The organism is Williamsia sp. 1138, from assembly GCF_002095435.2.
Lineage (GTDB): Bacteria > Actinomycetota > Actinomycetes > Mycobacteriales > Mycobacteriaceae > Williamsia.
The window spans coordinates 127,413-150,827 of sequence record NZ_MJEJ02000039.1 but is presented as its reverse complement, the minus strand read 5'-3'; the positions used below and the strand labels follow the sequence as shown (position 1 = coordinate 150,827).

20 protein-coding genes are annotated in these 23,415 nt (G+C 64.4%); 7 read left to right on the top strand and 13 right to left on the bottom strand.

Annotation, left to right across the window (positions count from 1 at the left end; translation table 11 throughout):
* Window positions 1–957 (bottom strand): amino acid--[acyl-carrier-protein] ligase, encoded by a 957-nt coding sequence (locus BH683_RS11005; protein ID WP_084836301.1) that lies wholly within the window; start codon window positions 955–957, stop codon window positions 1–3.
* Entirely contained in the window at window positions 954–2,117 is a 1,164-nt protein-coding gene (locus BH683_RS11000) for an acyl-CoA dehydrogenase family protein (protein WP_246833314.1), read from the bottom strand. The genes BH683_RS11005 and BH683_RS11000 overlap by 4 nt, the downstream gene beginning before the upstream one ends.
* Before the next feature lie 192 nt (window positions 2,118–2,309).
* On the opposite strand from BH683_RS11000, the gene BH683_RS10995 reads away from it, so the two are divergent.
* From BH683_RS10995 to BH683_RS10980, 4 genes are read left to right on the top strand one after another with little or no spacing between them, the layout of a single operon-like run.
* Window positions 2,310–2,555 (top strand): acyl carrier protein, encoded by a 246-nt coding sequence (locus BH683_RS10995; protein WP_084836299.1) that lies wholly within the window; start codon window positions 2,310–2,312, stop codon window positions 2,553–2,555.
* Entirely contained in the window at window positions 2,552–3,517 is a 966-nt protein-coding gene (locus tag BH683_RS10990) for a DUF1839 family protein (RefSeq protein WP_084836298.1), read from the top strand. The genes BH683_RS10995 and BH683_RS10990 overlap by 4 nt, the downstream gene beginning before the upstream one ends.
* Complete coding sequence (locus tag BH683_RS10985; RefSeq protein ID WP_084836297.1) at window positions 3,514–5,931, top strand: hypothetical protein; 2,418 nt, start codon at window positions 3,514–3,516, stop codon at window positions 5,929–5,931. Before BH683_RS10990 ends, BH683_RS10985 begins: the two co-directional genes overlap by 4 nt.
* Window positions 5,931–6,389 (top strand): holo-ACP synthase, encoded by a 459-nt coding sequence (locus BH683_RS10980; protein WP_084836296.1) that lies wholly within the window; start codon window positions 5,931–5,933, stop codon window positions 6,387–6,389. The genes BH683_RS10985 and BH683_RS10980 overlap by 1 nt, the downstream gene beginning before the upstream one ends.
* On the opposite strand, the gene BH683_RS10975 is transcribed toward BH683_RS10980, so the two are convergent.
* The 7 genes from BH683_RS10975 to BH683_RS10945 are packed head-to-tail and all read right to left on the bottom strand — an operon-like array spanning window position 6,316 to window position 15,589.
* Window positions 6,316–7,569 carry a glycosyltransferase gene (locus BH683_RS10975; protein ID WP_084836295.1) on the bottom strand — a complete coding sequence of 418 codons (1,254 nt, stop codon included), beginning with the start codon at window positions 7,567–7,569 and terminating at the stop codon, window positions 6,316–6,318. The two genes, BH683_RS10980 and BH683_RS10975, sit on opposite strands and share 74 nt — an antisense overlap.
* On the bottom strand, window positions 7,566–8,711 hold the full coding sequence (locus BH683_RS10970; protein ID WP_084836294.1) for a glycosyltransferase family 4 protein: 1,146 nt from the start codon (window positions 8,709–8,711) through the stop codon (window positions 7,566–7,568). The genes BH683_RS10975 and BH683_RS10970 overlap by 4 nt, the downstream gene beginning before the upstream one ends.
* Entirely contained in the window at window positions 8,708–9,715 is a 1,008-nt protein-coding gene (locus tag BH683_RS10965) for a hypothetical protein (protein ID WP_246833313.1), read from the bottom strand. The genes BH683_RS10970 and BH683_RS10965 overlap by 4 nt, the downstream gene beginning before the upstream one ends.
* On the bottom strand, window positions 9,712–10,884 hold the full coding sequence (locus BH683_RS10960) for a glycosyltransferase family 4 protein (RefSeq protein WP_084836293.1): 1,173 nt from the start codon (window positions 10,882–10,884) through the stop codon (window positions 9,712–9,714). Before BH683_RS10960 ends, BH683_RS10965 begins: the two co-directional genes overlap by 4 nt.
* Complete coding sequence (locus BH683_RS10955; protein WP_168187020.1) at window positions 10,881–12,869, bottom strand: O-antigen ligase family protein; 1,989 nt, start codon at window positions 12,867–12,869, stop codon at window positions 10,881–10,883. The genes BH683_RS10960 and BH683_RS10955 overlap by 4 nt, the downstream gene beginning before the upstream one ends.
* A gap of 45 nt (window positions 12,870–12,914) precedes the next feature.
* On the bottom strand, window positions 12,915–13,637 hold the full coding sequence (locus tag BH683_RS10950; protein WP_084836291.1) for a hypothetical protein: 723 nt from the start codon (window positions 13,635–13,637) through the stop codon (window positions 12,915–12,917).
* On the bottom strand, window positions 13,637–15,589 hold the full coding sequence (locus BH683_RS10945; RefSeq protein WP_084836317.1) for a lipopolysaccharide biosynthesis protein: 1,953 nt from the start codon (window positions 15,587–15,589) through the stop codon (window positions 13,637–13,639). The genes BH683_RS10950 and BH683_RS10945 overlap by 1 nt, the downstream gene beginning before the upstream one ends.
* Before the next feature lie 201 nt (window positions 15,590–15,790).
* Here BH683_RS10945 and BH683_RS10940 point away from each other — a divergent pair, with 201 nt between their 5' ends.
* Complete coding sequence (locus BH683_RS10940; protein ID WP_084836290.1) at window positions 15,791–17,053, top strand: glycosyltransferase family 4 protein; 1,263 nt, start codon at window positions 15,791–15,793, stop codon at window positions 17,051–17,053.
* Between the two features lie 103 nt (window positions 17,054–17,156).
* The gene (locus tag BH683_RS10935; RefSeq protein WP_084836289.1) at window positions 17,157–18,557 is read left to right on the top strand and encodes a sugar transferase; all 1,401 of its coding nucleotides are present in this window, start codon (window positions 17,157–17,159) and stop codon (window positions 18,555–18,557) included.
* Between the two features lie 21 nt (window positions 18,558–18,578).
* Here BH683_RS10935 and BH683_RS10930 read toward each other — a convergent pair whose 3' ends face one another.
* The 3 genes from BH683_RS10930 to BH683_RS28655 all read right to left on the bottom strand — a co-directional run bounded on the left by BH683_RS10930 (window position 18,579) and on the right by BH683_RS28655 (window position 21,149).
* Window positions 18,579–19,586 (bottom strand): GGDEF domain-containing protein, encoded by a 1,008-nt coding sequence (locus BH683_RS10930; protein ID WP_168187019.1) that lies wholly within the window; start codon window positions 19,584–19,586, stop codon window positions 18,579–18,581.
* 321 nt (window positions 19,587–19,907) lie between these two features.
* Window positions 19,908–20,882 (bottom strand): sensor domain-containing diguanylate cyclase, encoded by a 975-nt coding sequence (locus BH683_RS10925; protein WP_084836287.1) that lies wholly within the window; start codon window positions 20,880–20,882, stop codon window positions 19,908–19,910.
* Between the two features lie 111 nt (window positions 20,883–20,993).
* A complete protein-coding gene (locus tag BH683_RS28655; protein ID WP_168187018.1) occupies window positions 20,994–21,149 on the bottom strand; it encodes a hypothetical protein in 156 nt (51 codons plus the stop codon).
* A 158-nt stretch (window positions 21,150–21,307) separates the two neighbouring features.
* On the opposite strand from BH683_RS28655, the gene BH683_RS10920 reads away from it, so the two are divergent.
* The gene (locus BH683_RS10920) at window positions 21,308–22,489 is read left to right on the top strand and encodes a hypothetical protein (RefSeq protein ID WP_084836285.1); all 1,182 of its coding nucleotides are present in this window, start codon (window positions 21,308–21,310) and stop codon (window positions 22,487–22,489) included.
* Window positions 22,490–22,546: 57 nt separating this feature from the next.
* Here BH683_RS10920 and BH683_RS10915 read toward each other — a convergent pair whose 3' ends face one another.
* Complete coding sequence (locus BH683_RS10915; protein ID WP_348639220.1) at window positions 22,547–23,344, bottom strand: hypothetical protein; 798 nt, start codon at window positions 23,342–23,344, stop codon at window positions 22,547–22,549.
* Window positions 23,345–23,415: the final 71 nt, after the last annotated feature.

The window sequence follows — 23,415 nt, the reverse complement described above, 5'->3', positions numbered from 1 at the left end:
TTATCCTTCGAGTGCAGCGACGACCCGCGCGGGCCATCGGGCAACGTTCAGACCGTGCGTACGGAGCATCGCCAGCGCGATGCGTTCCATTCCGAAACCCACGCAGGCACTGTGGGCCGGTTCGCCGTCTTCGGTCTGGATGTCAAAGGTGACCCCGAAATGGTCGCGGTGACAGTTGCACGAGACCACCGCGGTCCCCTCGTCGAGGTCGTCGTACAAGCGGACGACGAGTTCGGTTTTGAGGCTCTCCTCGAGTTGGTTGGCAGCCAACATTTTTCCGACCCGACCGAAGAAAGGATCGTTGGCCGCGACCGGTGCGGCAGAGAGCCCAAGGTCTTCGAGGACCTGCAGACCACGTGGCACCCACGAATCCCGGTGCTGCTGAGCCTGTTCGGGCGTTCCGACTCGGACGAACTCGTGCATGCGGAAGGCCTGCATCCGCGCCGGGTCGATCGCCGGCTCGTGCCGGAAGCAGTATCCGTAGATGTCCATGGTCGTGCCGTCCTGCGCCAGAGTGCCCGTCAGACCGGAGTAGCTCGGATGGCACGCGGCCGACACGAGCATTGTGCCTGCTGGAGTGAGGTGGTGGTCCCACCCCAGACCGGCGTCGCGATCGCCGAGCAGTGCACGGTGCTTCTTGTTGTCACCTTCGAATGTCGAGATGGCTCCGGTCAGATTCGGAAACGACGCGATGTAATCGGTCTTCTCGAATGAATCCCGCGGGAACACCGGCGGAAAACGCAGCCGCCGAATGCCGGTGCCGTGTGCCGATGACCCGGCGCGTTGCACCACCCGGTCTATGCCGTCGATGAGGTCCTCGAAGACCGCCCCGCGCCCATAAAGCCCCGCTATGCCCGATGGGACGAGCAGATCCGCCTCGATGAGTTGGTCACGGAATTCGCGACGCGCGTTCTCCAGCGCGATGTGCTGTTCGGATTGGTCGATCGCTGTCATCATCGTCCTTTGTAGGCAAGTACCAGTTGAGCATTGTTCGCGCGGATACGTTCGTTCGAAACCATGAGCTGTGGCCCGAAGGCGTCGCGGAGCAGTCTTCCCATCGACGCCACATGATCCTCTCGGTACGCGTTGATACCGGTCATGGCGAGCGCAGCCGAGACGACGTCGACGACTGCCTGCGAGGCAGTGAGTTTCAGGTTGTTCATCGCGATGGCGAATCCGACGGTGGTCTCCAGCTCCCCGGACGCGAGAAAGTCTTCGTAGCGGCGAATCTCTTGGGCAACAGACGACTCGAAGCGTTGATGGCTGACGAGCAGGTCCGCGAACGCGGCGGTACGGTCCGTGGGTCCCCCGCCGTTACGCCTTGCCGCTGCGCGTACCTGAACCCTTGCCTTCGAGACCGCTGCGTCCGCGATCCCCAGCCAGACAGATGCCCAGAGGGTGTGCGAGGACGGAAGCATGGTGTGTGACGAGATGGTCCCGTAATCGACAGGCAGCACGTTCGAGGGCAGCGTCCTGGCACGCAACATGAACCCGGGGCTACACGTGCCGCGGAACCCGAGCACGTCCCAGGTGCCGGTCTTCTCGAGCTCGATGTCAGACCGCGGACAGACGATGAGCACCTGGTCGCTGGGCGGGCTGTCCGGGCCGCGCCGCGCGGTCGCACAGATGTAGTCCGCGTACTCGCCATAAGAAATGACCGGTGCGTTCTTCTCGAGCACCACCTCGGCTCCGTCCGGTATCACGGCACAACCGGACGACCGGACATCCCCGCCGGTGGAGATCTCTGTGGTCGCGGACGCCAGCAACGCCTCCTCGGCCGCGATCGTCCGAGTCAGTTCGGCGATGTCGCCGTGCGCTCCATGCCACCGCAACGACAGCGCTTGCGTGTGGTGCATGGCAAACACCATTGCCGCCGAACTACAGCCAGTGCCGAGGGCGCGAGCCATGGCCGCCAGGTCGGAGATGCTCGTGGATCGTCCGCCGAGCGCGCTCGGCAGGGAGCAGGAGAGAAGGCCGTTGTCCCGCATGGCCGCAACGGCCTCATGCGGAAAACGAGCGTCACGATCAACTTCGTGCGCGGCTGCGGCCGCAACAGTGACGACTTGCTCGTAGTCGAGCTCGGCACCGGTTAAACCGGCACGAATGGATTCGGTCACGATGTGGTCCTGTCCCATTGTCGGCGCACGTAATCGCCTTGGTACCCGCCAAAACTGCGACAGGTCAAATCCCCCCAGAGATACTGTAATCTACGAGACTCGGGGGTAAGAAGCACGATCAACATCGTCAACTCAATCGTTTTGCGGGGTGCAGATCCTGTCTCACGTGGACGATTCACGAGAGGGACTGCAGTGGAAGAGCGTATTCGCGAAGTTCTTGCGAACCATGGACGGTTGTCGGTCGACCCACAATCGGTCACCGATGAGGCCGATCTGTACGAATTGGGATTGACATCGCACGCCAGCGTCAATGTGATGCTTGCTCTCGAAGACGAGTTCGATGTCGAGTTTCCCGACGAGGACCTCAAAAAGGCCACCTTTTCGTCCGTCCAGAATCTCGCAACGGTGGTGAACAAACTCCTGGACGGTGTTGCGTGAACACCGGTGCCGCGCCTCTGGTCATCTCGGCCGACGGACCCGGCTCACATCCGGTCCATGACGGAGACCGCATCTGGCCGGAGACCAACTGCTACATAGATCTCTGGGTCGAGCTGCTCCACGCCCTCGGCCGTGACCCGGTTCCTGCGTTCGCCTGCGCCCTCTCCACCGACCACGACGGCGGCCAGTGGACCTTTCTGAAGGTGACCCAGGAGGACCTCCGTCGCCTGTACGGCCTGGAGGTCACCGAGGAGAACGTCTGGATGCCTTTGGTGGACACCGTGGAAAGCGGTCTGGCCCGGCAGTTGCTGCACACCGTCGAGGTCGACAGCTGGTGGCTCCCCGACACCGCGGGCACCGATTATCACCGCAATCACGCCAAGACGACCATCGTGCCGGTCCGGTTCGACCGAGAGCAGCGACAGCTGACCTATATCCACAACTCCGGGACCCACTCTCTGGCGGGCGACGACTTCGCGGGCATCTTCGGCCTGGGCGACAGTCCGCGGCCCGGACTGTTGCCCTACGTCGAGCAGATCCGCTGGTTTCCCGATCGGCAGGAGCCCGATGTGTTGTTGCCAGTTGTCCGAGAACACCTCTCACGGCGCGCTCCGGGCAATCCGATCGACCGGCTTGCGGGTGACGTACGCTCCGCGATCGACTGGCTGCCGGGCGCCGGGATGGAGACTTTCCACCTGTGGGCGTTTGCGACGCTTCGACAATGCGGCGCGACCGCCGAGCTCGCCGCTGACCTCAGTTCCCATCTCGGCGTCGAGCTGGCACCGGGAGCGGCAGAGGCAGCACCGTATTTCCTCGACGTCGCCCGAGGAGCGAAAGCCGTTCAGTTCAAGATGGCTCGAGCCGCCCGCGGCCGGACAGTCGAGGTCGACGACCTGCTCACGGCGATGGGCCGGGCCTGGGAGCGTGGTCTCGACACCGTGGCCGAGTCCGTCGCGACATGACCACTGTCGTCGGCTGGCGGCTTGTCGACACCGAGCCTGGCGCTGCGGCGACGCCCGGCGAACTCGGCGCACGGTGGGACGACACGGTACAGATCGGCGAGCCCACCACTGTCGGGGCCATTCGGGGCTCAGCCGAAGCGATCGACGCGCGGGACTGGTGGTTTCAGACTTCTCTCTCGTCGTCGACCCCCAGGACCATCGCGTTCGAAGGCGTGACCGCACCCGCCACGGTGTTCATCGACGGCCAACCCGTAGCCACGGTGGAGTCGATGTTCCTACCAGTGCTGGTCGACGTGCCCGCCGGCCGGCATCAGCTCTCGGTCCTTTTCCCTTCGCTCGACCGAGCTCTCGCGACACGTCGGCCCCGCGGCCGCTGGCGCTCATCGCTCATCGCCGCGCAGGGCATGCGTTGGGTACGCACCTCCCTGATCGGGCGGGCACCCGTCTACCAGGGACCACCAGCCCCGGTCGGGTTCTGGCGCCCAGTGCGCTTCGTACCCGAGTCGGGGCCCCGGGAGGTGGTCGTACGCCCCGCCGCAGCGAGCGGGCGGGTCGACATCGCCGGCGTGGTATCTCCCGACACTCCAGTGACAGTGGCCATCTCGTATCGAGGTCGTGAGGTCACCCGGGCGTCGGTTCACGCCGATGAAACCGGGCGCTACCGCCTCGCGGCGACTGTGCCCGAACCGCACCTATGGTGGCCACGCGGCTACGGCGATCAATCGCTGTACACGGTGACCACCCTGGTAGGCGAGGCCGCCGCCGATCAACGCGTCTTCGGCTTTCGTACCGTCACGGCTACCACCTCCGACGGTGGCTTCGGCATCCGCGTCAACGACGTGGCGATCTTCGCCCGCGGTGCCGTCTGGATGGACCCGGCTCAGGACGCAGCCTCCCCCATGACCGATGCACTGCGCAGGCAACTAGCGCACCTCGCTGCCGCCGGCGCGAACATGATCCGCATCCCAGGAGGTACCACCTACGCCGGTCCTGAGCTGTGGTCGCTGTGCGCCGAACAAGGAATCCTGGTGTGGCAGGACGTGATGCTGGCAACCTTCGATCCGCCAGACGAGGTCGGCGACCTCCTTCGCCGGGAGCTGCAGAGCCTGCTCCGGACGGTGTCGGGGAACCCTGCACTCACTGTCATCAGCGGCGGAAACGAAACGATCCAACAACCAGAGATGCTCGGTCTGGACCCGGCGCAGCGGCGGATCGACCTTTTGCACACCGTCTTGCCGACGGTGGTGTCAGACGAGGCGGACGTACCCTACGTTGCTGCCAGCCCCTCGGCTCCTGCCGGATCCGACGATCTGGCGATCAGGCCGGATTCCGGTGTCAGTCACTGGTTCGGGGTGGGCGGATACCTTCGTCCGTTACCCGACGTGCGACATGCGGGCGTCCGGTTCGCCGCTGAGTGCCTGGCGTTTGCGATCCCGGCTTCGCCGGCTGCCGTCGACCGTCACTTCTCCGGCGCGCAGGTGGCCGGACATGCGCCCGACTGGAAGACCGGGGTACCCAGAGACCGCGGATCGTCCTGGGATTTCGAGGACGTTCGCGACCATTACGTGTCGGAAGTCTTCGCGGTCAATCCTTTTCTGGTTCGCAGGCTCGACCCCGACCGCTATCTCCAGCTCGGTCGTGCGGCGATCGCCGAGGCGATGATCGCCTGCTACTCCTGGTGGCGTCGGGAGGATTCACGCTGCGACGGGGCGTTGGTGCTCTCCGCCCGGGATCTACGCCCGGGACCCGGGTGGGGTCTACTCGACGTGGACGGCGATCCGAAGGCCCCACTCGATGCGCTGTCCAGGGTGTGGGCCCCCATCGCTGTGACCGCGACGTCCGAGGGCCTGTCGGGTGTCCGCATCGACGTCTACAACGACGGCCCGACTCCCTTGGCGGGCACGCTCGCGTTGATCGCGACCAACTCATCGGGACACCGCGTCGCCGACGCCGACACTGCCGTGGTCGTCGAGCCGCACTCGTCGGTCACGTTCCACGACGCTGATCTGACAGGTCGGTTCACCGATCTGTCCCACGCCTACGGCTTCGGGACCGCGGTCGCCGATGCCGTCGAGGTCTCCCTCCTTATGGACGGCGCCGTCGTGGCGCGCGACGTCCTGGTCGTGACTCCGAGGCCGGGGCAGGCCCGCACCGACCTCACCGCCACCGCGCAGCAGGAAGCGGGCGATTGGTATCTGACACTGCAGACATCGGTGTGCCTGCGGTATGTGGAGATCACTCTGGCGGGCTGGCGGCCATCCGACAACTTCTTCCATCTCGCCGGAGGTTCGGCGTACGTCGTCCGACTGATACCACATGATGGTGCCCGCGAGCAGCCCTCGGGCACAGTGACTTCGATCGACCACCACCTACCCATCCGGGTTGTGATGGACAACCGAGAACGTGAGTCGTGATGATCCCCACCGACGCGCACCTGTCGCTCACCCCACCGCCCGGCACCCGCATCGGTTGCGATGTGGTGGCCATTTCCGACATCCGTGACTCCGTCGCGCAGTTCGGTTCACGCTTTCTGCAACGTGTCTTCACCGAGAACGAACTCCAGGACTGCGCCGGCAGCATCGAACGCCTGTCCGCACGGTTCGCGGCGATGGAAGCAGTTGTCAAGACCTTCGCCGACCCCGAGATGGCCACACCCCCGCGCGAGATCGAGGTGATCCTGCGCCGTGGTGTGCCGTTCGTGAACCTGGCGGGTTCTGTAGCGGCGCGAGCCCGGTCGCTGGGCTGGCAGTTCGGGCAATTGTCGTTGTCACACACCGACTGTCACGCGATGGCGGTGATCATCGTCTCGGTGGAGGAGCCTGGTCGGCCCCGAGGTAGTGATCGAACAGCGCCACCAGCTCACCCAGCGTGACAGCCAACTCGAACTCACGCTGAACCAATTCTCTGCCCGCATCCGCCAAGCGGATCACCTCACCACCCCTGGCGATGGTGGCTTCGAGTGCCCGCCGCAAATCGTCGACATCGCCGGGTCGGGCAAGCGCCCCGGTCACCCCGTCCACGATGATCTCCGGGATGCCGGACAACGACGTCGATACCGTCGGCACTCCTGATGCCAACGCTTCCATCAGCGCGACCGGGAGCCCCTCCATCTGGCCGTCCGCGGCCACGACGCTCGGCAGCACGAACACATCGGTGGACGCGAGCTTCTCGGCGACAAAGACTTCGGTGCGGGCACCGAGGAATCGAACCCGTTCCCCGAGACCGAGGTCGCGCGCGAGTTCGGTGAGAGGCGCACGGAGCGGCCCGTCGCCGATCAGGTCGAGTTCGATGCGATCGACACCCGTTCCACCGGCCGCCAGCGCCCGCAGCAGAATCTCGTGCCCCTTGTATTCCTGCAGGGATGCCACGCAGAGAACCCGCACGGGCCCCTCCGCGGCCGGCTCCCGTGGGCGGAACGGGTAATTGGAGGTCTCGATTCCGCAATGCACCACGTGCACAGCGGTTTTTACGTCGTTTCGCAGATTCAGCAACCGGCGGTTGTACTCCGAGATGGTCACCACGAACGTTGCCTCGGCCATCTTGCGAGAGAGCATGGACTGATCGACATACAGATCATGCGCATGGGCGGTGAAGCTGTAAGTGATGCCGATCAATCGGTGGCAGACCCACGCTGCGAGAGCCGGATACGTGGCGTAGTGCGCGTGGATGTGGGCGTTCGGAGTCGTCCGCCCGATATCTCTCGCATGCGCGCATGCCAGGACGACCGTCACCAGAGCTCGCGGAAGCAGCCGCGGAGATCGGCGGTGACCGGCGACGACCAGTGCCAGGACGGTCATCAGCGCCAGCGGATGGCGGACGAGCGCCCAACCGAACGCGAGCAGGGCATCGACACCTGAGGGGCGCCGGACCCGATCTGTCCACCGCCGGGACGCCTCGTGCACTGCGGTGTCCGGAGAGGGAAAGAGCGACCGCAGGGAAATGTCGAAGCGACCCAGGCGCGACAGCCCATCGACCTCGCGAACGATGAAAGTCTCTGAGGTACGCGGAAATCGCGACACCAAGTAGACGATCTGCACCGGGGCCGCGCTCACCGTTTCTTGCCCGCGGCTTCGGCGTACAAGGCGTACAACCTCTCCGCCCACGACGACGCCGAAAACTCCGAGCGCGCCCGGATGACTGCTGCCTCTCCGAGCGTTCGGCAACGCCCCGGATCGGCGAGCAACTCGATGACGGTATCGGCCAATGCCCGTGGATTGTTTGGTTCAAACAGCATCCCGGTCTCACCGTGTACGACGATGTCGGAGATACCGCCGGTGCGAGACGCCGCCACGACCCGGCCCGACGCGGCCGCCTCGATCAGCACGGTCGGCAGGTTTTCGCCATGTATCGACGGCAGCAGCACGATGTCGGCCGCGCGGTAGACCTTCGGCATGTCCGACCGAACACCGGCGAACACCACGTTCTGACCGACCCCGGCGGCGGCGACCTCCGCCCGCAACTCGGCTTCTGCGGATCCACCGCCCACGAGCGAGAGGACTGCGTCCGGGAAGCGCTCGAGGACGAGTGGCCAGGCGCGGATTGCGTTGGGAATACCTTTGAAATCCCGAAATGCAGCGGGCAAGACAACCAGAGGCCCCTCTGTACCGCCCAATTCCGTTCGGACTTCCGCATCTGCCGGCCCCGGTACGAAGTTTCCGATGTCGATCCCGTTGTGCATCACGTCCCAATTGCCCGGCAGGCCTTTCGGACGATAGATCTCCTGGAATGAGTCGCGAGAAGCCTGCGAGACGAACAAAGCCCGGTAGGCGTGGCCTGCAGCGGCCACGGCGAGACGCTCACGCGCGCCCTCGCGGCCGGTCAGCGGACGGGCGACGTGATGGAAAGTGCAGACCGCGGAACGGCCGGCGATGGCGGCAGCGGGAACGGCGAGCGTCGTCGCCATCTCCAGATGGGCGTGCACGACGTCGAAGTCTGCGCGGCGGATCTCCCGCACCACCTTGGGAATCGCGGTGGGATCGAGTAACCGTTTGATGCCCAGCGCCCGTGTCACCACGCCGGCCTCGTTCAGGATCTCGTTCGTCTTCGCGGCGTCTGCCGAGGCGTCGAGCACGCTGACGAACTCCATCTCGACATTGCTGTCCCGGAAGGCCACGGCGAGCGGCGCCAATAATGTCTCGGCGCCGCCCATCCGAAAGGCATCGATCAGCAGCAGTACCCGGAGCGGTCGTGTCATCTGATGACTTGCAACCGTTTCCACGGAATCGCCGACATTCCGTCGTAGTCCCACCTGAATCCTGCCCTTTCGTAGACCTGGCCGATCGATCCTGCCGGGGCCCGGGTGTCGAGTTCGAAACTCATACTGAGCGGCGATCCACCTATGTCGATGACGTAGGCGCCGTACTGTTGCAACGCCCGGGCGACTGTTCGTTCGCCGGGAGTCAGTTGAAGGGTGTTGAGGTTGAGCGTCGGATCCAGGCGGAGGCGCGCACCTTCGGGCAGGCAATCAGCCCGCGTCGAATTGCCGTCCGTCTTGATAGCCGGGCTGCGAAAGATTCGAGCACAGATGTTGTCGCTCTGCACGACGAGGGCGTGCTGGATCGATCCTCGTTCGATCTCTGCGATCCGGACGACACCGCCGAGCCGCGACGCGCCCGAACCGGTGCTCGCGCCACCCCAGCCTGATCCGTTCAGCGGATTGACGGCCCCGAAGGATGCAGTCCACTTTCCGCCGGAGTTGCGGGCCTGCCAGAACTCGTAGATCTTGTTGTCGCCCTGATCGACGACGACCATGGCACCATCGCTGCCACTGTGCGGTCTGGCGCCGTTGGGGATTGGAACCTGCTTACCCGCGAAAGGACATGGACCCCAATACGTGATCGTGCAGTTCACCGTGTAACGCGGTGTCCGTCGGTCTGCGCCGTAGATCGGGATACCGAACTCGAGGGTCGACGCGTACACCCGGCCGTCTCTGGTGGCACGCGCGATCATCGCCTGACTCGCCGGATCGATCTGGGCGTTGCCGGCAATGGTTGTATTGAAAGGACTGTTGGTTGCAAACGGATTGGCGAGAGTTGCTCCGGCAGAAGTGGTTTGACTTCGGAAGATGAAGGCTCCCGTGGCGATGGCCACAGCCGCGACCAGTGTGAGTATCACCGCGATGTGCCATTTGGGATGGAGTCCGAACCACCAGGTCTTCTGCACCGTGTGTTTGCCCATGTCTGCCTCCGGGTTGGTCATGACACCCCCTCCAGTGACAATACGATCCGATCGGCCGCGAGAGACCACGATTCGGTCAAAAATGATCGTCCGGTGCAACCCAGCCGCTCCGCGAGGTCCGGATCGGTGAGCAGTGCGACCATCGCTGCGGCCAGCGCGGCGGCATCGCCCGCAGGTACCAACAGGCCTGTTTCCCCGTCTCGGACGACCTCGGGCAGGTCCCCCACCGCAGATGCGATGACCGGCCTCCCGAAGGTGAATGCGAGATGGGCGACTCCGCTCTGACTCGCCCGGATGTACGGCGTCACCACCACCCGCGCCGAGTGCACGATGCCGGCCACATCGGCTTGTGCGACGTAACCCGCTCGGGCATCGACATTCCCGATCTCCGCGGCCCGCCGCAACAGACTCGCATGATCGATATCGGCACCGACCGCCCCGGCGAGTACGAGTTCGGCGGTGGGCAACTGCGTGCGCACCAGGGCGAACGCGTCGAGCAGGACGTCTATGCCTTTGTATGTCGTCCACGTCCCGAAGAAGAGCGCCACCGGCCCCGTGTCGGACACGGCCACAGTCTCATCGCCGGTCACCAGCAGGCCTTCGTCTCCGTGCGGGATGACGACCACCTCGCCGCCGGGTTCGAAGTGCTCGAGCACCACGTCTCGGGTACGAGGTCCGAGCACGAATGCCACGTCCATGCGCCGCCACGCCGCGGCGAAGGCGGCGTCCACCAGTCGGCCCGACTTGGGTGTACTCGTATCGCGGGCGTCTGATCGCGGAAGCGGTTCGTGCGCAACGATTCCAAAAGTCGACTTACGGACCAGATGGGTGATGAGCACCACGAACATGGGTTCAAAGGTGAATCGCCAATGCGACCAGAGCACCGCGCGCGGGCGAATCCGTATCAACACCGCTGCGAGGACGATCCAGGCCACCATCAGCTGCCCGGCCCGAAGGGCGCGCCTGGCGACTCGCAGCGGTTTCGAAAGCACCTCGGTGTCGGCGGGATGCCACGTCGGCAACGACGACTGGATGGTGAAGCCGGGCTGATTGGAGGTGAACTCGGGCCTCGGACCGGTGAGAAGGATGACGCGCTCACCCCGGCGGGCCAGAGCCTCGCCCAGTTGCACCGCGAATTGGAAGAGACCGCCTGACGGTGAGAACTCGACCAGGACGATGGGTCGGGTCATGGCGCAGTCCCCGCTGTTGTGCGCCGAGGGACGCCCACTGGTCGGCCCGCGAATCTGCGAATCGCCAATCCGACACCGACCGCAGCCGCCGCACCGACCAGCAGTGCGACTGCTGTGGCCGGCCCGGAATGGGTTGGTTCGCTGGTCACCTGGAGACCGACGTCGACGATCGAGTAGTCGCTGTCGGCGTCGACCGCTCGGACCCGTTCGAGTGCGAGGTCCACGTCGGCTTTGAGTTCATCGCGGGCGGCAGCGGCGTCGGGGCCGGTTCGACTGATGGTCACCACCCCACGAACAGGGTCGGCGGTGACCGTCGCCGAACGCTCCGCCGACCTCATGATCGCCGCATAGGTCGGGAGGACAGGTGAGCGCGAACGGATGTCGAGCGCATAGCCATACCCGTCGTCCGTTGAGGTTCCCGGCGGTAGCAACATGAGCTCCTGGGTCGCCGTGGTCTCGGTAATTGTCGTGGACCACAGTACGGCTCCTGCGGCCAGCACACCGGCGACCGCCGTCGTGATCGTCACTGCGACACCGCGAGCAAATCCTCGCGTGGCCTCGGCCGTAAATGGACCCCCGGCCGCGCCCATCGCCCCGGCAAGCGCGAGGACCAGCGCGAACGATCGGAAATAGGCGAGGTGAAGAAAGATGCTCGCCACCGACCATGCGGCAACGGCCGCCACTGCAGCAGCCATCAGAACACGGTCGCGCACCGACGGATTCGAGTAGAGCCGCAGGGCGAGCAGGCCGACGATTCCGATGACCATCACCAGCCATCCGGTCAGCCCGACGATGCCTGATTCCGCAGCGAGCTGGGCATAAAGATTATGGGGGGCGTCGGTGGGGTGAACCACCGCGGTCTGGACGGTCCCCGCGTATTCCGGAACCTGGGTGTAATAGGTACCGGGCCCGAAGCCGTAGATCGGCCGATCGTCGAACATCGCCCACGCGATCTCTTGCGCTGCTTTGCGGCCGAGGATCGAAGGATCGATTCCGTAGTCGACGTTCGCCCCGAAGACATCGTCATAGAGCGCTGTGAGCCGGTTCCCGATGCCGGGGACAAAAAACATCAATCCCATCAGCGGAAATGCGAGCAGACTCCACTTCCGGACGGTCGGGCCGCTCAAGACGATCCAGACGACAAGCCCCGCCGCTGCCGCGACGAAGGTGCCCCGGGACTGGGTGAGATAAATGCCCGCGAGGAGCGCGAGCACAGACGCGCCCCACAGGATGGCCGCACGGGTGTCTCTCGAGCGGACCGACCGGTGGATCAGGGCACAAGCCAGGGGCAGACCCATGACAAGATTCCGGCCCCAGAAGTTCGAATCTGGAAGTGGGCCACCGTATCGGAGCGTGGTGGTCAGTTCGCCCGAGGCTTCAGTGACCGTCGAGAAGCCGAAAAACGATGAGCCCCCGGCGAAGACGAGCTCGTTCACCAGAGCCAGCAGTGATAACACCGCCAGTGGAACGACGATGGCGACCGCAACCGTCCATGGCCGCGCAGTGAACTGCGCCAGCACGAAGACGATCATCAAGAACGCGCAGTCGAGGACGATCCGCCTGATGGTCCAGGTGGACTCCTGCAGGTCCACGCTGCCTATGATTGCGACGGCCTGCGTCGCCAGGTACACGCAGATCAGACCGGCGAAGACGACCGTCCAGCGATTCAGTCGTGCTCGCAAACCGGGATCTCGCAGGGCGAGGGCGATCGTCAACAGCCCCAGCGCCAGCGAGGCGGGGAACACCGGCAACGAGACATGCAGGGCGACAACACCTGCCAGGTTCAACGTCTCCGCGACGACGAGCAGCAGGAGCGTGACAAGTGGGCGGCGCATTGCGTACACACCGAGCGCCACACCCGCGGGCACGATCATCAGCAGCGAGATCCGAGGCCCGAGCTGCGTGATCGCAGCGACAAGGGCCAGTCCGGTTCCGATCAGGAACACGGCGAGGTCGTTGGCCGTGAGAGCCGGCCCGGCTCTCACGCTGGGCTCCTCAGCCGTTCTGATCTTCGTTGTCATTGCCGGTTTCTACTCGGACGTCTTCTGCGACACGTCTTGCCCACCGTCCGGCTCCGGCTTCGACTCCAGATTCGAGTCGGGTTTCGGTTCCACACGCGGATCCGGCTTGGGTGCTGGTTCGACCGGGGGGCCAGCGGGTGCCTGTGACACTGCTGTCCCGACACCGCCGATGCGCGTCAAAAGCAATGCGATCCCGGCCCCCAGAACCAGTCCGGCGATCGCCGCCGCGGGAACCAGTTGCGCGCTCGAGATCCCCGATTTCTCGGCGCTACCCTCGGGAGACGAGATCACCTTCAGCACAAACGGGCCGGAGATCTTCGCAGCGTCGGGAGAAGCAACCTCGATCAGTTTCGTCAGCGACTTCTCCGCCGCGTCGGCTGAACCAGCGCTCATCGTCAGTTCGATCAGAGTGGTGTCGGCGACGGCACCGGTGGTCAGGGTGAGATCGCTCTCGGGAACCCCCGCCGCCTGCGCCGCATCGTCCATCCAATTGTGGTCGGCGAGCACGATGGCGGCCGTGCGCGTGACCTGGCCGCGGCTCAGGATTTCCCAGTAGTAAGACGTCTCCGCCACCGGGACGCCCGGGGCCGGCATCATCACCACGACAGCCTTCGCCTCGTAGTTCGGCGACTGCACGGCCGAGAAAACAAGGGCAGCAACGATCCCGAGCAGCAGGCCGACAAGGGCGCCGAGCGCCACGACCTTCCGGGCCGAGCCGCGAAGGGTTTTCATCATTTATTTCCTCTGGTTTGCGACACGTGGAGGTGCCGACCTCGAGAATCTGACTCGGCCGATGGCCGCAGTTCCCGTGAATTAGACATCAAAGATGGTTGCGGCTGCGAAACGGGCGCGGCCCGATGCCGGCCGCCGCCACCGGTCTTGCCTGCCGGGACCAGGGGGCGGTGATCGGGTCCGGCACGGTGCCGGCCACCTGAGCCATTAACGGTGGCCGTGGCCGGGGATCTCGGCTCCGGGGACGTATGCAGAAAGGTCATCGGTTCCGGATCCACCGGGTACAGGTTGGCGGGCTTCGGGCCTGCGGGGTTCAGGTCTGGGGCGGGCTCACGTCCGAGCTTACGAAGAACCGGCCCCGACACCATCGCGAAAAGCTCTGGGGCGGTGAACCGGACCACGACGATGTAGACAGCAAGTCCGGCAATCGCCAGCACCGCGAGAAGCGCAGGGGCCGGGAGGTTCCGGCAGAGGTGGTTCACACCGAGTAGCACCCCACCCATCACCACCGCGGCGGAGAGTGGACGGGCGATGGTGACCAGCAGCTCCGGCCAGGACAGCGTCAAGACGCGGTGGACGACCCGCATTCGCACCGCGAAGTGCACGAGCTCGACACCGAGCAACACCACCGCGACCATGACCGCGCTGTGGCCCGCCGCCCACCAGATCGGGACGATGAGTGCCGCGAACTTGCCGGCGTTGATCGCCGTCAGGACGCTCGGCCTGCCGATGGCCTTGTAGACATCGCCAGAATGGAAAGAGGCGGAGTAGATCACCGCATACAGAGCGAGCACCGCGAGCATCGGTCCCGCCGCCGAGTAACTGGGGCCGTACATCGTCGCGATCAAAGCGTCGGCCCCGACAGCGAGTCCGATACCGATCGGTGCGGTCAGTGCTACCACCACACCGAGCGTCTGCAGGTAGTGCTTGCCGAGGGAGGGTAGATCGTGTTGCAAACGGGAGAGCGAGCTGAACAGGACCTCACTGATGACGCCGCAGAGACTCAGGACCAGCAATTCCGGGACGCGGTAGGCCAGCGTGTACAGGCCCAGCTCGGCGTCACCGAGCCGCGTTCCGACGGCAAGGTAGTCGATGTTGTAGATCCCGAACGCCAACAGCGTCACGGCGGTGACCGGTAGGCCGAACTTGAGCAGAGCACGTGCCGTCTCGCCGTCATAACCGAACTGGAGCGACGACCCAGCGACCCTCCAGTAGAGCAACATGGTCACCGTCACGCCGAGGAGCTGTCCCCAGATCAGGCTCCACACTCCTAGCCCGCCCACCGCCAGCCCGATGGTGAGCACGGTCTTCAGCAGCGCGCCGACGAACTCAGGAAATATCCGGCCTTTGAAGTCGATCTTGCGTCGCAGCGACGCCATCGGCACCACACTGAGTGCCGAGATGGTCAGGCCGATGGCGAGCACCTGGATCAACGGTTCCAGATCCGGATGCCCGACGAGCCGCGAGGTCAACCCCGCGGAGGCCGCGAGCACACCACCGATCAAGACACCGAAAACAACCGACAGGGTCAGCCCGGTCGGCGCAATACGGGCCCAACTTCGCCGACTCTGGACGAGCGAGGCACCGATACCGAGATCTTTGACGAAATCGAAGAGATTGACCACGAGCAGCGCAAAAGCGAATAAGCCGAACTCCTCGGGATTCAATAGACGTGCCAAAATGATCGTCATGATCAGAGTGGAACTCTTGCTGAGCGCGAAAACGAGGTAATTCCAGGCGGCCTGTTTGCCCGTCGCCGGCGTGGGTTCATCGACACGATCAAAAACGTCGGTGGGTGAATCCCACCGGGGCGACGAGATGTCTATTCGCTCCAGAACGTCGGTCTGCGCCGCCCACAATGACCCTGTGAACCCAGTCAATTCAGGAATCGCGACGGGATCGGGGTCCGGCCTGCTCGGCTCAGAGACGGGCCGGCGACGAAGGGCGTGCATGTGAAGCTTCGCTTTCTTCATTCCCGACGCCGAATGCGCATTCCGGACATTTGCGTTCCATCCCCCGGAGATAGAACAACCCAACTCTAGTCGTAGGATCTCGCCAGAAACCAAAATAGTGACGGATTCAACGAGGCCTGCATTACCTGTTGCGTTCGCGATACAGTCTGAGCGCGTCGACGCTGCGACGATGGAGGGTAAATGACGGAAACAGTCGGGTTGATCAGTGCCGTCCGACCGTATCCGATCGATGCCGGCAAGAAGGTTGTCCTCGCAGGCCTGATCGAATACTTCTCAGAACGATTCGGCGCGGAAAACGTGCACTACCTCCTGATCGGTGGCCACGCTGGTGCTGACTTCCCCGTGCCGCTCCACGCAATTCCGAAACCACGTGCCATCGCGGCCCTGGGCAATGCAGTGCTTGGCGCGGGAACTGGGCGCGCAAGCCTGCAAGAGTCACTGTTGCGGTCGAAGGAGACCGGTAGAGAAATCGCCCGTGTTCTCCAGCAGCTGGATCTCGGCCTCGAGATCTTCGACACCGTCCGCACCGCGCAGTACGCCTCGGAGACCGGCCTCGACAAGCAGATCTGCTATCTCGACGACCTCTTCTCGGAGCGGTATGCCGCAATGCTGCGGGCAGCCGAAGAGTACTCCGACGTAAACATTCAACCCCTCGGCAACTTCGCTGAGCACGTCCCGGCCGCTCTGCGGCCCATCGCCGAGAACAAACAGGGTCAGCGAGCCCTGCTGCGCGCCGAACGCCGCCTCGTCGAGCGCAGTGAAGACCGGGTCGCCCGCCGCTTTCGCAGAAGTCTGCTCGTCAACTCGCACGAGGCGGACCTGTTGCGTCGACGAGCCCGAGTCGGCGAGAACCAAACGCAGTCGATCCCGCCGTTGATCAGCACCCCGACCCAAACGAACCGGGACTATCAGGGTGCACCCGAGTTCGTGTTCCTTGGCCTGCTCTCTCTGCCGCATAACGACGACGGTCTACGCACTTTCATCGATTCGACTTGGCCAAAACTGCTTGCCGAACGCCCCGACGCCACCCTCAAGATATTCGGCCGGGATCCGCTGCCCGGTTTGGTCGCGGCGGCCGCGCAACACCCCCAAACCGTATCCCTGGAGGGATTCGCGCCAGACCTGTCCGCGGCTCTGACCCGCGCCGCAGCGATGATCAATCCCTTACGGTTCGGATCTGGGATCAAACTCAAGGTGATCGAGGCGCTCGGCCGCGGAATCCCGGTGGTATCCACGCCTGTCGGTGCCGACGGTATTTCCTCCGGCCCGCAGCACGGTGTTCTGGTGGCCGACTCGACGAGCGAATTCATGACGCACCTGCTCGACCTCACGTCCCCCGCCTACAACGCCGCCATAGCGGACGCCGCGCGAAACCATTTCGATGCGGAGTATTCTCGCAAGGCGGTCTTTGCGCAGTACGACAAGGCATTCACGTTGCCTTGACTTTCCGTTGAGAAAGCAGCGCGACGGCAGTCATATCCGCAGCGTTCCGAATCACACAGTCCATGAGTCACCCGCCGCCCAGAGATCCTCCAGAGAACCGAGAATGCTGAACCGCCCTGAACATTCCCGCGTAGCCGTGAGAAGGCTGGGCGTCGTCGGCCGTGTCACCGCGAAATACAATCTGAGGCAGCGACGACGGGTCGACACCACGCTCCTGCTGACCGATCTGGTCGCCCTGACCGTCGCGCTCTCTTTCTTCGACCCTCCGTGGACGGCTCTCCTGGTTGCACTGACCGTGGTCCTCCTTGTGGAGTTGTCGGGCGGTTATCGTGCCCAGATCACTCTCTCGGCGCTCAACGATCTTCCACGGCTCGCCGTCACCTGCCTGGCTGCGGTGTCGCTGATATCCCTGGTGGCCGCGATGGACATCCGGCTCAGTCGCGTGCTGGTCGTCTCTTTGGGGGTGCTCGCGGTTCTCTTCGCCATCCGCGTCATCTACTACTTCGTGAAACGGCGCCGGCGAACCCGTTCGCCGGGACAGCGCAGTCGCACCGCCATCGTCGGCGGCGGGAAGGTTGCCGCGAAGCTCACCCAGAGCATTGCCGAACATCCCGAACTCGGGCTCGAGCCGATCGTGGTGATCGACCGGGATCCGTTGTTCGACACCGAGCGCTTTCAGATCCCCGTGGTCCCAGACGCACGCCTGCGAGATGTGGTGCTCGAACACTCCATCGAAACGGTCATCATCGCTTTCCGAAACGCTCCGGATTCGGAGCTGGTCTCCCCGCTCCGCGAATTCGAGCGCCTCGATTGCGAGATCTTCATCGTTCCCCGCTTGTTCGAGTTCATGCACCTGAGCGCCGACATGGACCGGATTCACACAATTCCACTGTTGCGCGTTCGGCGCGATATCTATCGCACCTGGTATTGGCATTGCAAGCGGCTGTTCGACTTTGTGGTGGCCTTGAGCGCCATGACGCTGTTGTCTCCGATTCTGGCCACTACGGCGCTCGCGGTCTTCCTGTCCGACCGTGACGCGCCGATAATCTTCCGCCAGATTCGAGTCGGAAGGAGCGGAACCGAGTTCACCCTCTTCAAGTTCCGCTCGATGCGGCCGGTGACCGAAGATGAATCTGACACCTCCTGGAACCCCGATCGTGCGGTGCGGGTGAACAGGGTCGGCAACTTCATCCGGCGAACATCGATCGACGAACTACCACAACTGTGGAATGTGGTCCGCGGAGAGATGTCCCTGGTCGGGCCACGGCCGGAACGACCACACTTCGTCAATCAGTTCGCCGAATCGATTCCGTCGTACCGCGATCGCCACCGCGTCAACGTCGGCCTGACCGGCTGGGCAGCAATCCACGGTCTTCGTGGCGACACCAGCATCGACGACCGAGCGATCTACGACAACTTCTACATCGAAAACTGGTCCGTCTGGCTGGACATCAAGATCATCATTCTGACGATACGAGCAGTCTTCCGGGGATCAGGTTCCTGAAAAGTCTGACCGCCGAAGGTTTCACGCCCCGATCGACCGAAGCCCGTCGCGTCCGATGGAGTCGAAGTCGACCGTGCGACCGCCTCCGGCCATCTTCGCCGCGTACATCGCTTCGTCGGCGTCACGGATGAGGTCGGCAGCCGACCGGTCATCGTCGCCCGGAACCCGCACCAACCCGACGCTCGCACTGATCACGAACCCTTGCCCGCGGATGTCCACCGGTTCGGCGAGACTCTGGTGGATCGTGCGCGAGATCCACTCCACCTCGTCGCGGTCATCGCTGTCGATCACGGCGATGAACTCATCGCCGCCGAGACGGCCGACGAAACCCGGTGGAGGAGTCAGCGAGTGCAGGCGCCGGGCCACTGCGATCAGCGCCCGGTCTCCGTCGGCGTGGCCCAACGTGTCGTTGACCCGTTTCATGTGGTCGAGGTCGATGAACATGACGGCCAGAGATCGCGGTGGTCCGTCGTCGTGCGGGCGCTCGGTCAGTGCCGCATGCAGCCGGGTGAGCGCCGCGGTGCGATTGAGCAGTCCGGTCATGAGATCGTGGTGGGCGGCGTAGGCCAACCGACGCCATGACGCCTGCTTTTCGGTGATGTCCCTGATCGACACCGCGATGGTCGGATCGTCGTCATCGCTCCCGTCGACGAGCACCGCATTGCACTTCAGGTGCAGACGGCGCCGGCTGGGCAGAATGTAGCCGACGATCATTCCGCTCACGGGCCGTCCGGTCCGGACAACCATCCGATCCGGATACGAGCCCGGGGTGAGGGGTGACCCCTCCGCGTCGGTGAAACTCAGGACGCCGGCAAGACCGCCGCCGAGGTCGAGGTGGCGTGCGTCCAACTCGAGAAGCTCGAGTGCCGCGGGATTGGCGACGCGGATGCCCCGGCGAGCCGAAACCACGACAACCGCTTCGAGCAGAGAACTGATGACGGACGCGTGATCGAGGCCTGCGTCCGGGCCGCCGGGTGCGGGCGTCGAGGCTTTACGGTCCGGTGTGTTCTGTCGCGCAAAAGTTTTCATCTCTTGCGAGTCCCTCTGGTAGTCATGGCCGACTGCATGTGTATCGTCTGCCACCAATCCTGTACGCCTGCTCAACACCCCGCAACATCGGCTTTTCGGGCGGCTAGCCAGAGTTAAACGGGACACCATGATCGCAACGATCATTTGCGAGTCTCAGTTGACGCCCTGCCCGTCACGAGCACGTGACTGGCCCCCAAGACTGGTGTGGTGCGGCCGGTCGACGATGCGCGCCGTCGATACTGCTATGACGCATTTCACTGGCTTGACAAGCGCGCAAATTAACTATCGCAAGCCATTAGCGGTACGTGGCTAACAGCCGGCTCAGACGCCGGTGAGCCGCAGCCGATCGAAGTCGACGGTGTGCCCGCCGCCCTTCATCTTCGCGTGGTACATCGCGGTATCGGCATCGCTGATGATGTCTTCGGCGCTGCGGGTGTCATTGGGCCGCAGCCGGACGAATCCCACACTGGCCCGCATGCGCAGATCGTTGCCGTCGATGTCGGTGGGATCGGTGAGCAGCAGATGGATGAGATCCGAGATGTCCTCGATCCCGTCCTCGTCGAGACCCGTCAGCACGGCCACGAACTCGGCCCCGACCACCCGGCCCACCAGATGCCGCGACGGCAGTGCCGAACGCAGCCGCTCGGCGGTCATCGCCAGCGCCCGGTCACCACGCAGGTGCCCGAGGGAGACGTTCAGTTCCTTGAGCTTGTCGAAATTGATGACCATCACGACCGTCGAGACGTCGGCGTCGGCGCTGCGGGTGGCAGTGAGCAGGTCACCGATTTGACGGAGGACGAACGGCAGATTCGGAAGACCGGTGACGGCGTCGTAGTTGTCGCTCTTGTGTACGCGCTCACGCAGGCAGTGCAGCTCGGTGATGTCGGAGAGCGTCACCACCACCGAAGACTGCGGATCGGACTCGTCCAGCAGAGATACGCTGCAACACAACCACATTCGTTGACCGTCAGGGCGATCGATCTGGATCTCCAGATCCCTGACCGCTTGTCGGTCTCTGACGATGGTGTTGTGGGGTAGCTCCTCGAAAGTGATTTCCTTGCCATCGGCCAGCCACATCGTCTGCGGGCGGGCGATGTCGACACGCGCACCACCGCGACCTTCGAGCACCTCCAACAGCTCGCGCGCGGTGTCGTTGGCGATCTCGATGTCACCCTGTGGCGACAGGATCAGCACCCCGGGCGACAACGTGTCGACCAGCGCCGTGAGCTCCGAGCGCTCCGACGCACGACCAATCAACCGCCTCTGCTTGGCGGCGATCTCGGATTCAGTAAGCATTCCCGACCCCTGGTATCCCTAGACCATCGAAAGTGAGTTTCACGATCACCTTTCGACACAGTATGCAGCATGGTGCAGCAAAAATGCAGGGTCAACCCTGACTTCAGGCCCTCACGAAGCCTTGGATCTCATGTCGTCGCCGTCGGGCGACTCCGGCCGGGCGTCCCTGATGTCGCGCAGGCGTATCGCCCGGCCCACCAGGACGGCGACAACCACGGAGATGGCGACCCACACCACCACCGCGACGGTTATCACAACGGCAAGCACCAGACCATAGTGCCAACAGATCGTCGTTTTGGACACGATTGACCAAGATTCACAGGGAGCTTTCAACCTCGCGCCGTGTCGATCGTTCGTCGTCGACGTCGTTTTTCGCGTCTTCTGGGCGTTACCATTCACGATCGGAACCTGAAACGAAGGAAGTCATGCGGAACGACGTCATCCTGGGAATCTCCATTGATGCCGGAGAAATCCTGTCGGTGCTGATCAATGGCGCCAGTGGCGAGCTGCTGGCCCAGAACCGCATCCCCATCTCGCCGCAGTCCGATCTGGTCGCCACCATCGACCGACTGATCCGATCAGCCCCGGAGACGATCACCTCGGTGGGGATCGCGTGTGCCGACCCCGCCACCCAGATCCTGCTGAATCAGGCCCGCCGGAACTCCGCCGCCCCGCAGACCGACGACGATGACGACGACGCCATCCCCGCGTGGCTGCTGGCCGCGAGTATCACCTCGATCGCCACCGCCCTGGCTGTGGTGGCCGCCCGCCAGTTCGCCGGAATGGGCAAGATCTTGGTGGTCAACGTCGACGGCGCCGGCCACACCGCGGCAGTGCAGCCGATGGTGCTCGTCGACCCCTTGACCGAATCCGTCGTCGACACCGCGACGCTGCCGGCCGGGACACCCCCGGTGCAGGAGATGGCGGGTGCCCGGGCGGTGTCGGATGCGATGACGAAGCTTCCGGGCCGTGGTCGCGACGTCGAGATGATCACCCCGGCAGGCGCCGGCGCGGGAATCCCCGATCTCGCGAGCACGCTGGGTGCCGCCACCGGCCTGGGAGTCCAGACCATCGACCACGGTGAGTTCGCTGTCGCCCACGGTGCGGCCGCACTCACCAAGTCGAAGAAACCGGCGCCCGCCGCAGCAGCCGGCCCGGGCAAGAAGAAGGCCATGCTGCTCGCCGGCGCCGCCGGTCTGGCCGTCTCCGCCGCGTTGATCGGGGGTTCGGCGTATCTGATCAAGAACGGCGGCTCCGAGAGCCCCCGCAAGGCCGATGTGGTCGCGCCCTTCTCGGTCAGCTCGACCACGGCGACCTCCACGAAGACACCCAGCGCGACGACGAAATCCACCACACCGAGCCGAGTGCCGTCGTCGGTCACCTCGGCGACCCTCGAGGTACCCGAGACGACGGTCCCGGTGGAGACCGTCGTTGTAGAAACCACCACCACCCGTCGGCCCGCCCCCAACCCGCGGGTCCCGACCACAACCGCAGACCGGCCGGCCTACACGCCGCCGACGCGGCCGTCGGTGACTAGCTCAACGACGACGGTGCCAACGACGACCACTCCCCAGACTTCGTCCACAGGGCCGGCCATCCCCAACTAGCTCCACCACATTCAGTCCCCTGAGCGACCACCGAGGGCTATCTACCCTCGGCCACGCCTATGCGGACCGAATTCGGTGGCGATCGGAGTCGGTGATGGCTCGGATGTCGGCCATCACCTCATCCCAGCCGTAGACGACGTCGTCGTAGGTGAGCCGCATGGTCAACCACCTGCCCACCAGGGCGTTGCGATCTCTGCGGCGGTCGTTGCGGTAGTTCTCCAGACTCGTGTGGTGACTGATGCTGTCGCACTCGATCACCAGACGGCCGATGCGCAGATCCACGTAACCGACCCTGTGGATCGATGGTTGAACATGAACCGTGAAACCTGCTGCCCGCAACCGCAGTCGCGCAAGCGATTCGGTCCCCGGCTGGGAGTTGGGGTCGCACTTGCCCATCAGGTCCGACATCTTCTGCGAGACCCTGCCCATCTCGGCCTGCAACGCCGGGACCGACAGCCCGAGAGTGTTCAAGACCGAGTCGCACACCGCGATCCAGTCCTCCTCGGACATGCACCGAAAGGCGCAACCGAGGGCGACCGAGATCGGGTCCAGGGCGGTCTCGACCGGAAGGGAACGACCAGGACCCTGGCACGAGCGGACCCGCTGTTGCTTGCCGTGTCTGGTGACCCGCACGTGCACGCGCTCGTAGCCGACCGGGACCCAGAGCCCGTGTGTGCGCAACGCGGATACGCAGCTCAACGCTCCCCCGAGCTGAACTGCCTCCACGACAAGAGAATCCGCAGCCGGATGTGCGTACCACCCGTTCCGCACGTGCAGCAATGAGCCGTTTGCGAGCTGTTTACGTAGCTCCCACCCGTCCAGACCCCGCTGCCTGAGCTCGGCCCGGCTGTACACCCCGACATCCATGGGTATCTGACGCAGCAGCGCCCGTCATGGCCCCTGCCCCACCACATTCGGTCCCAGAT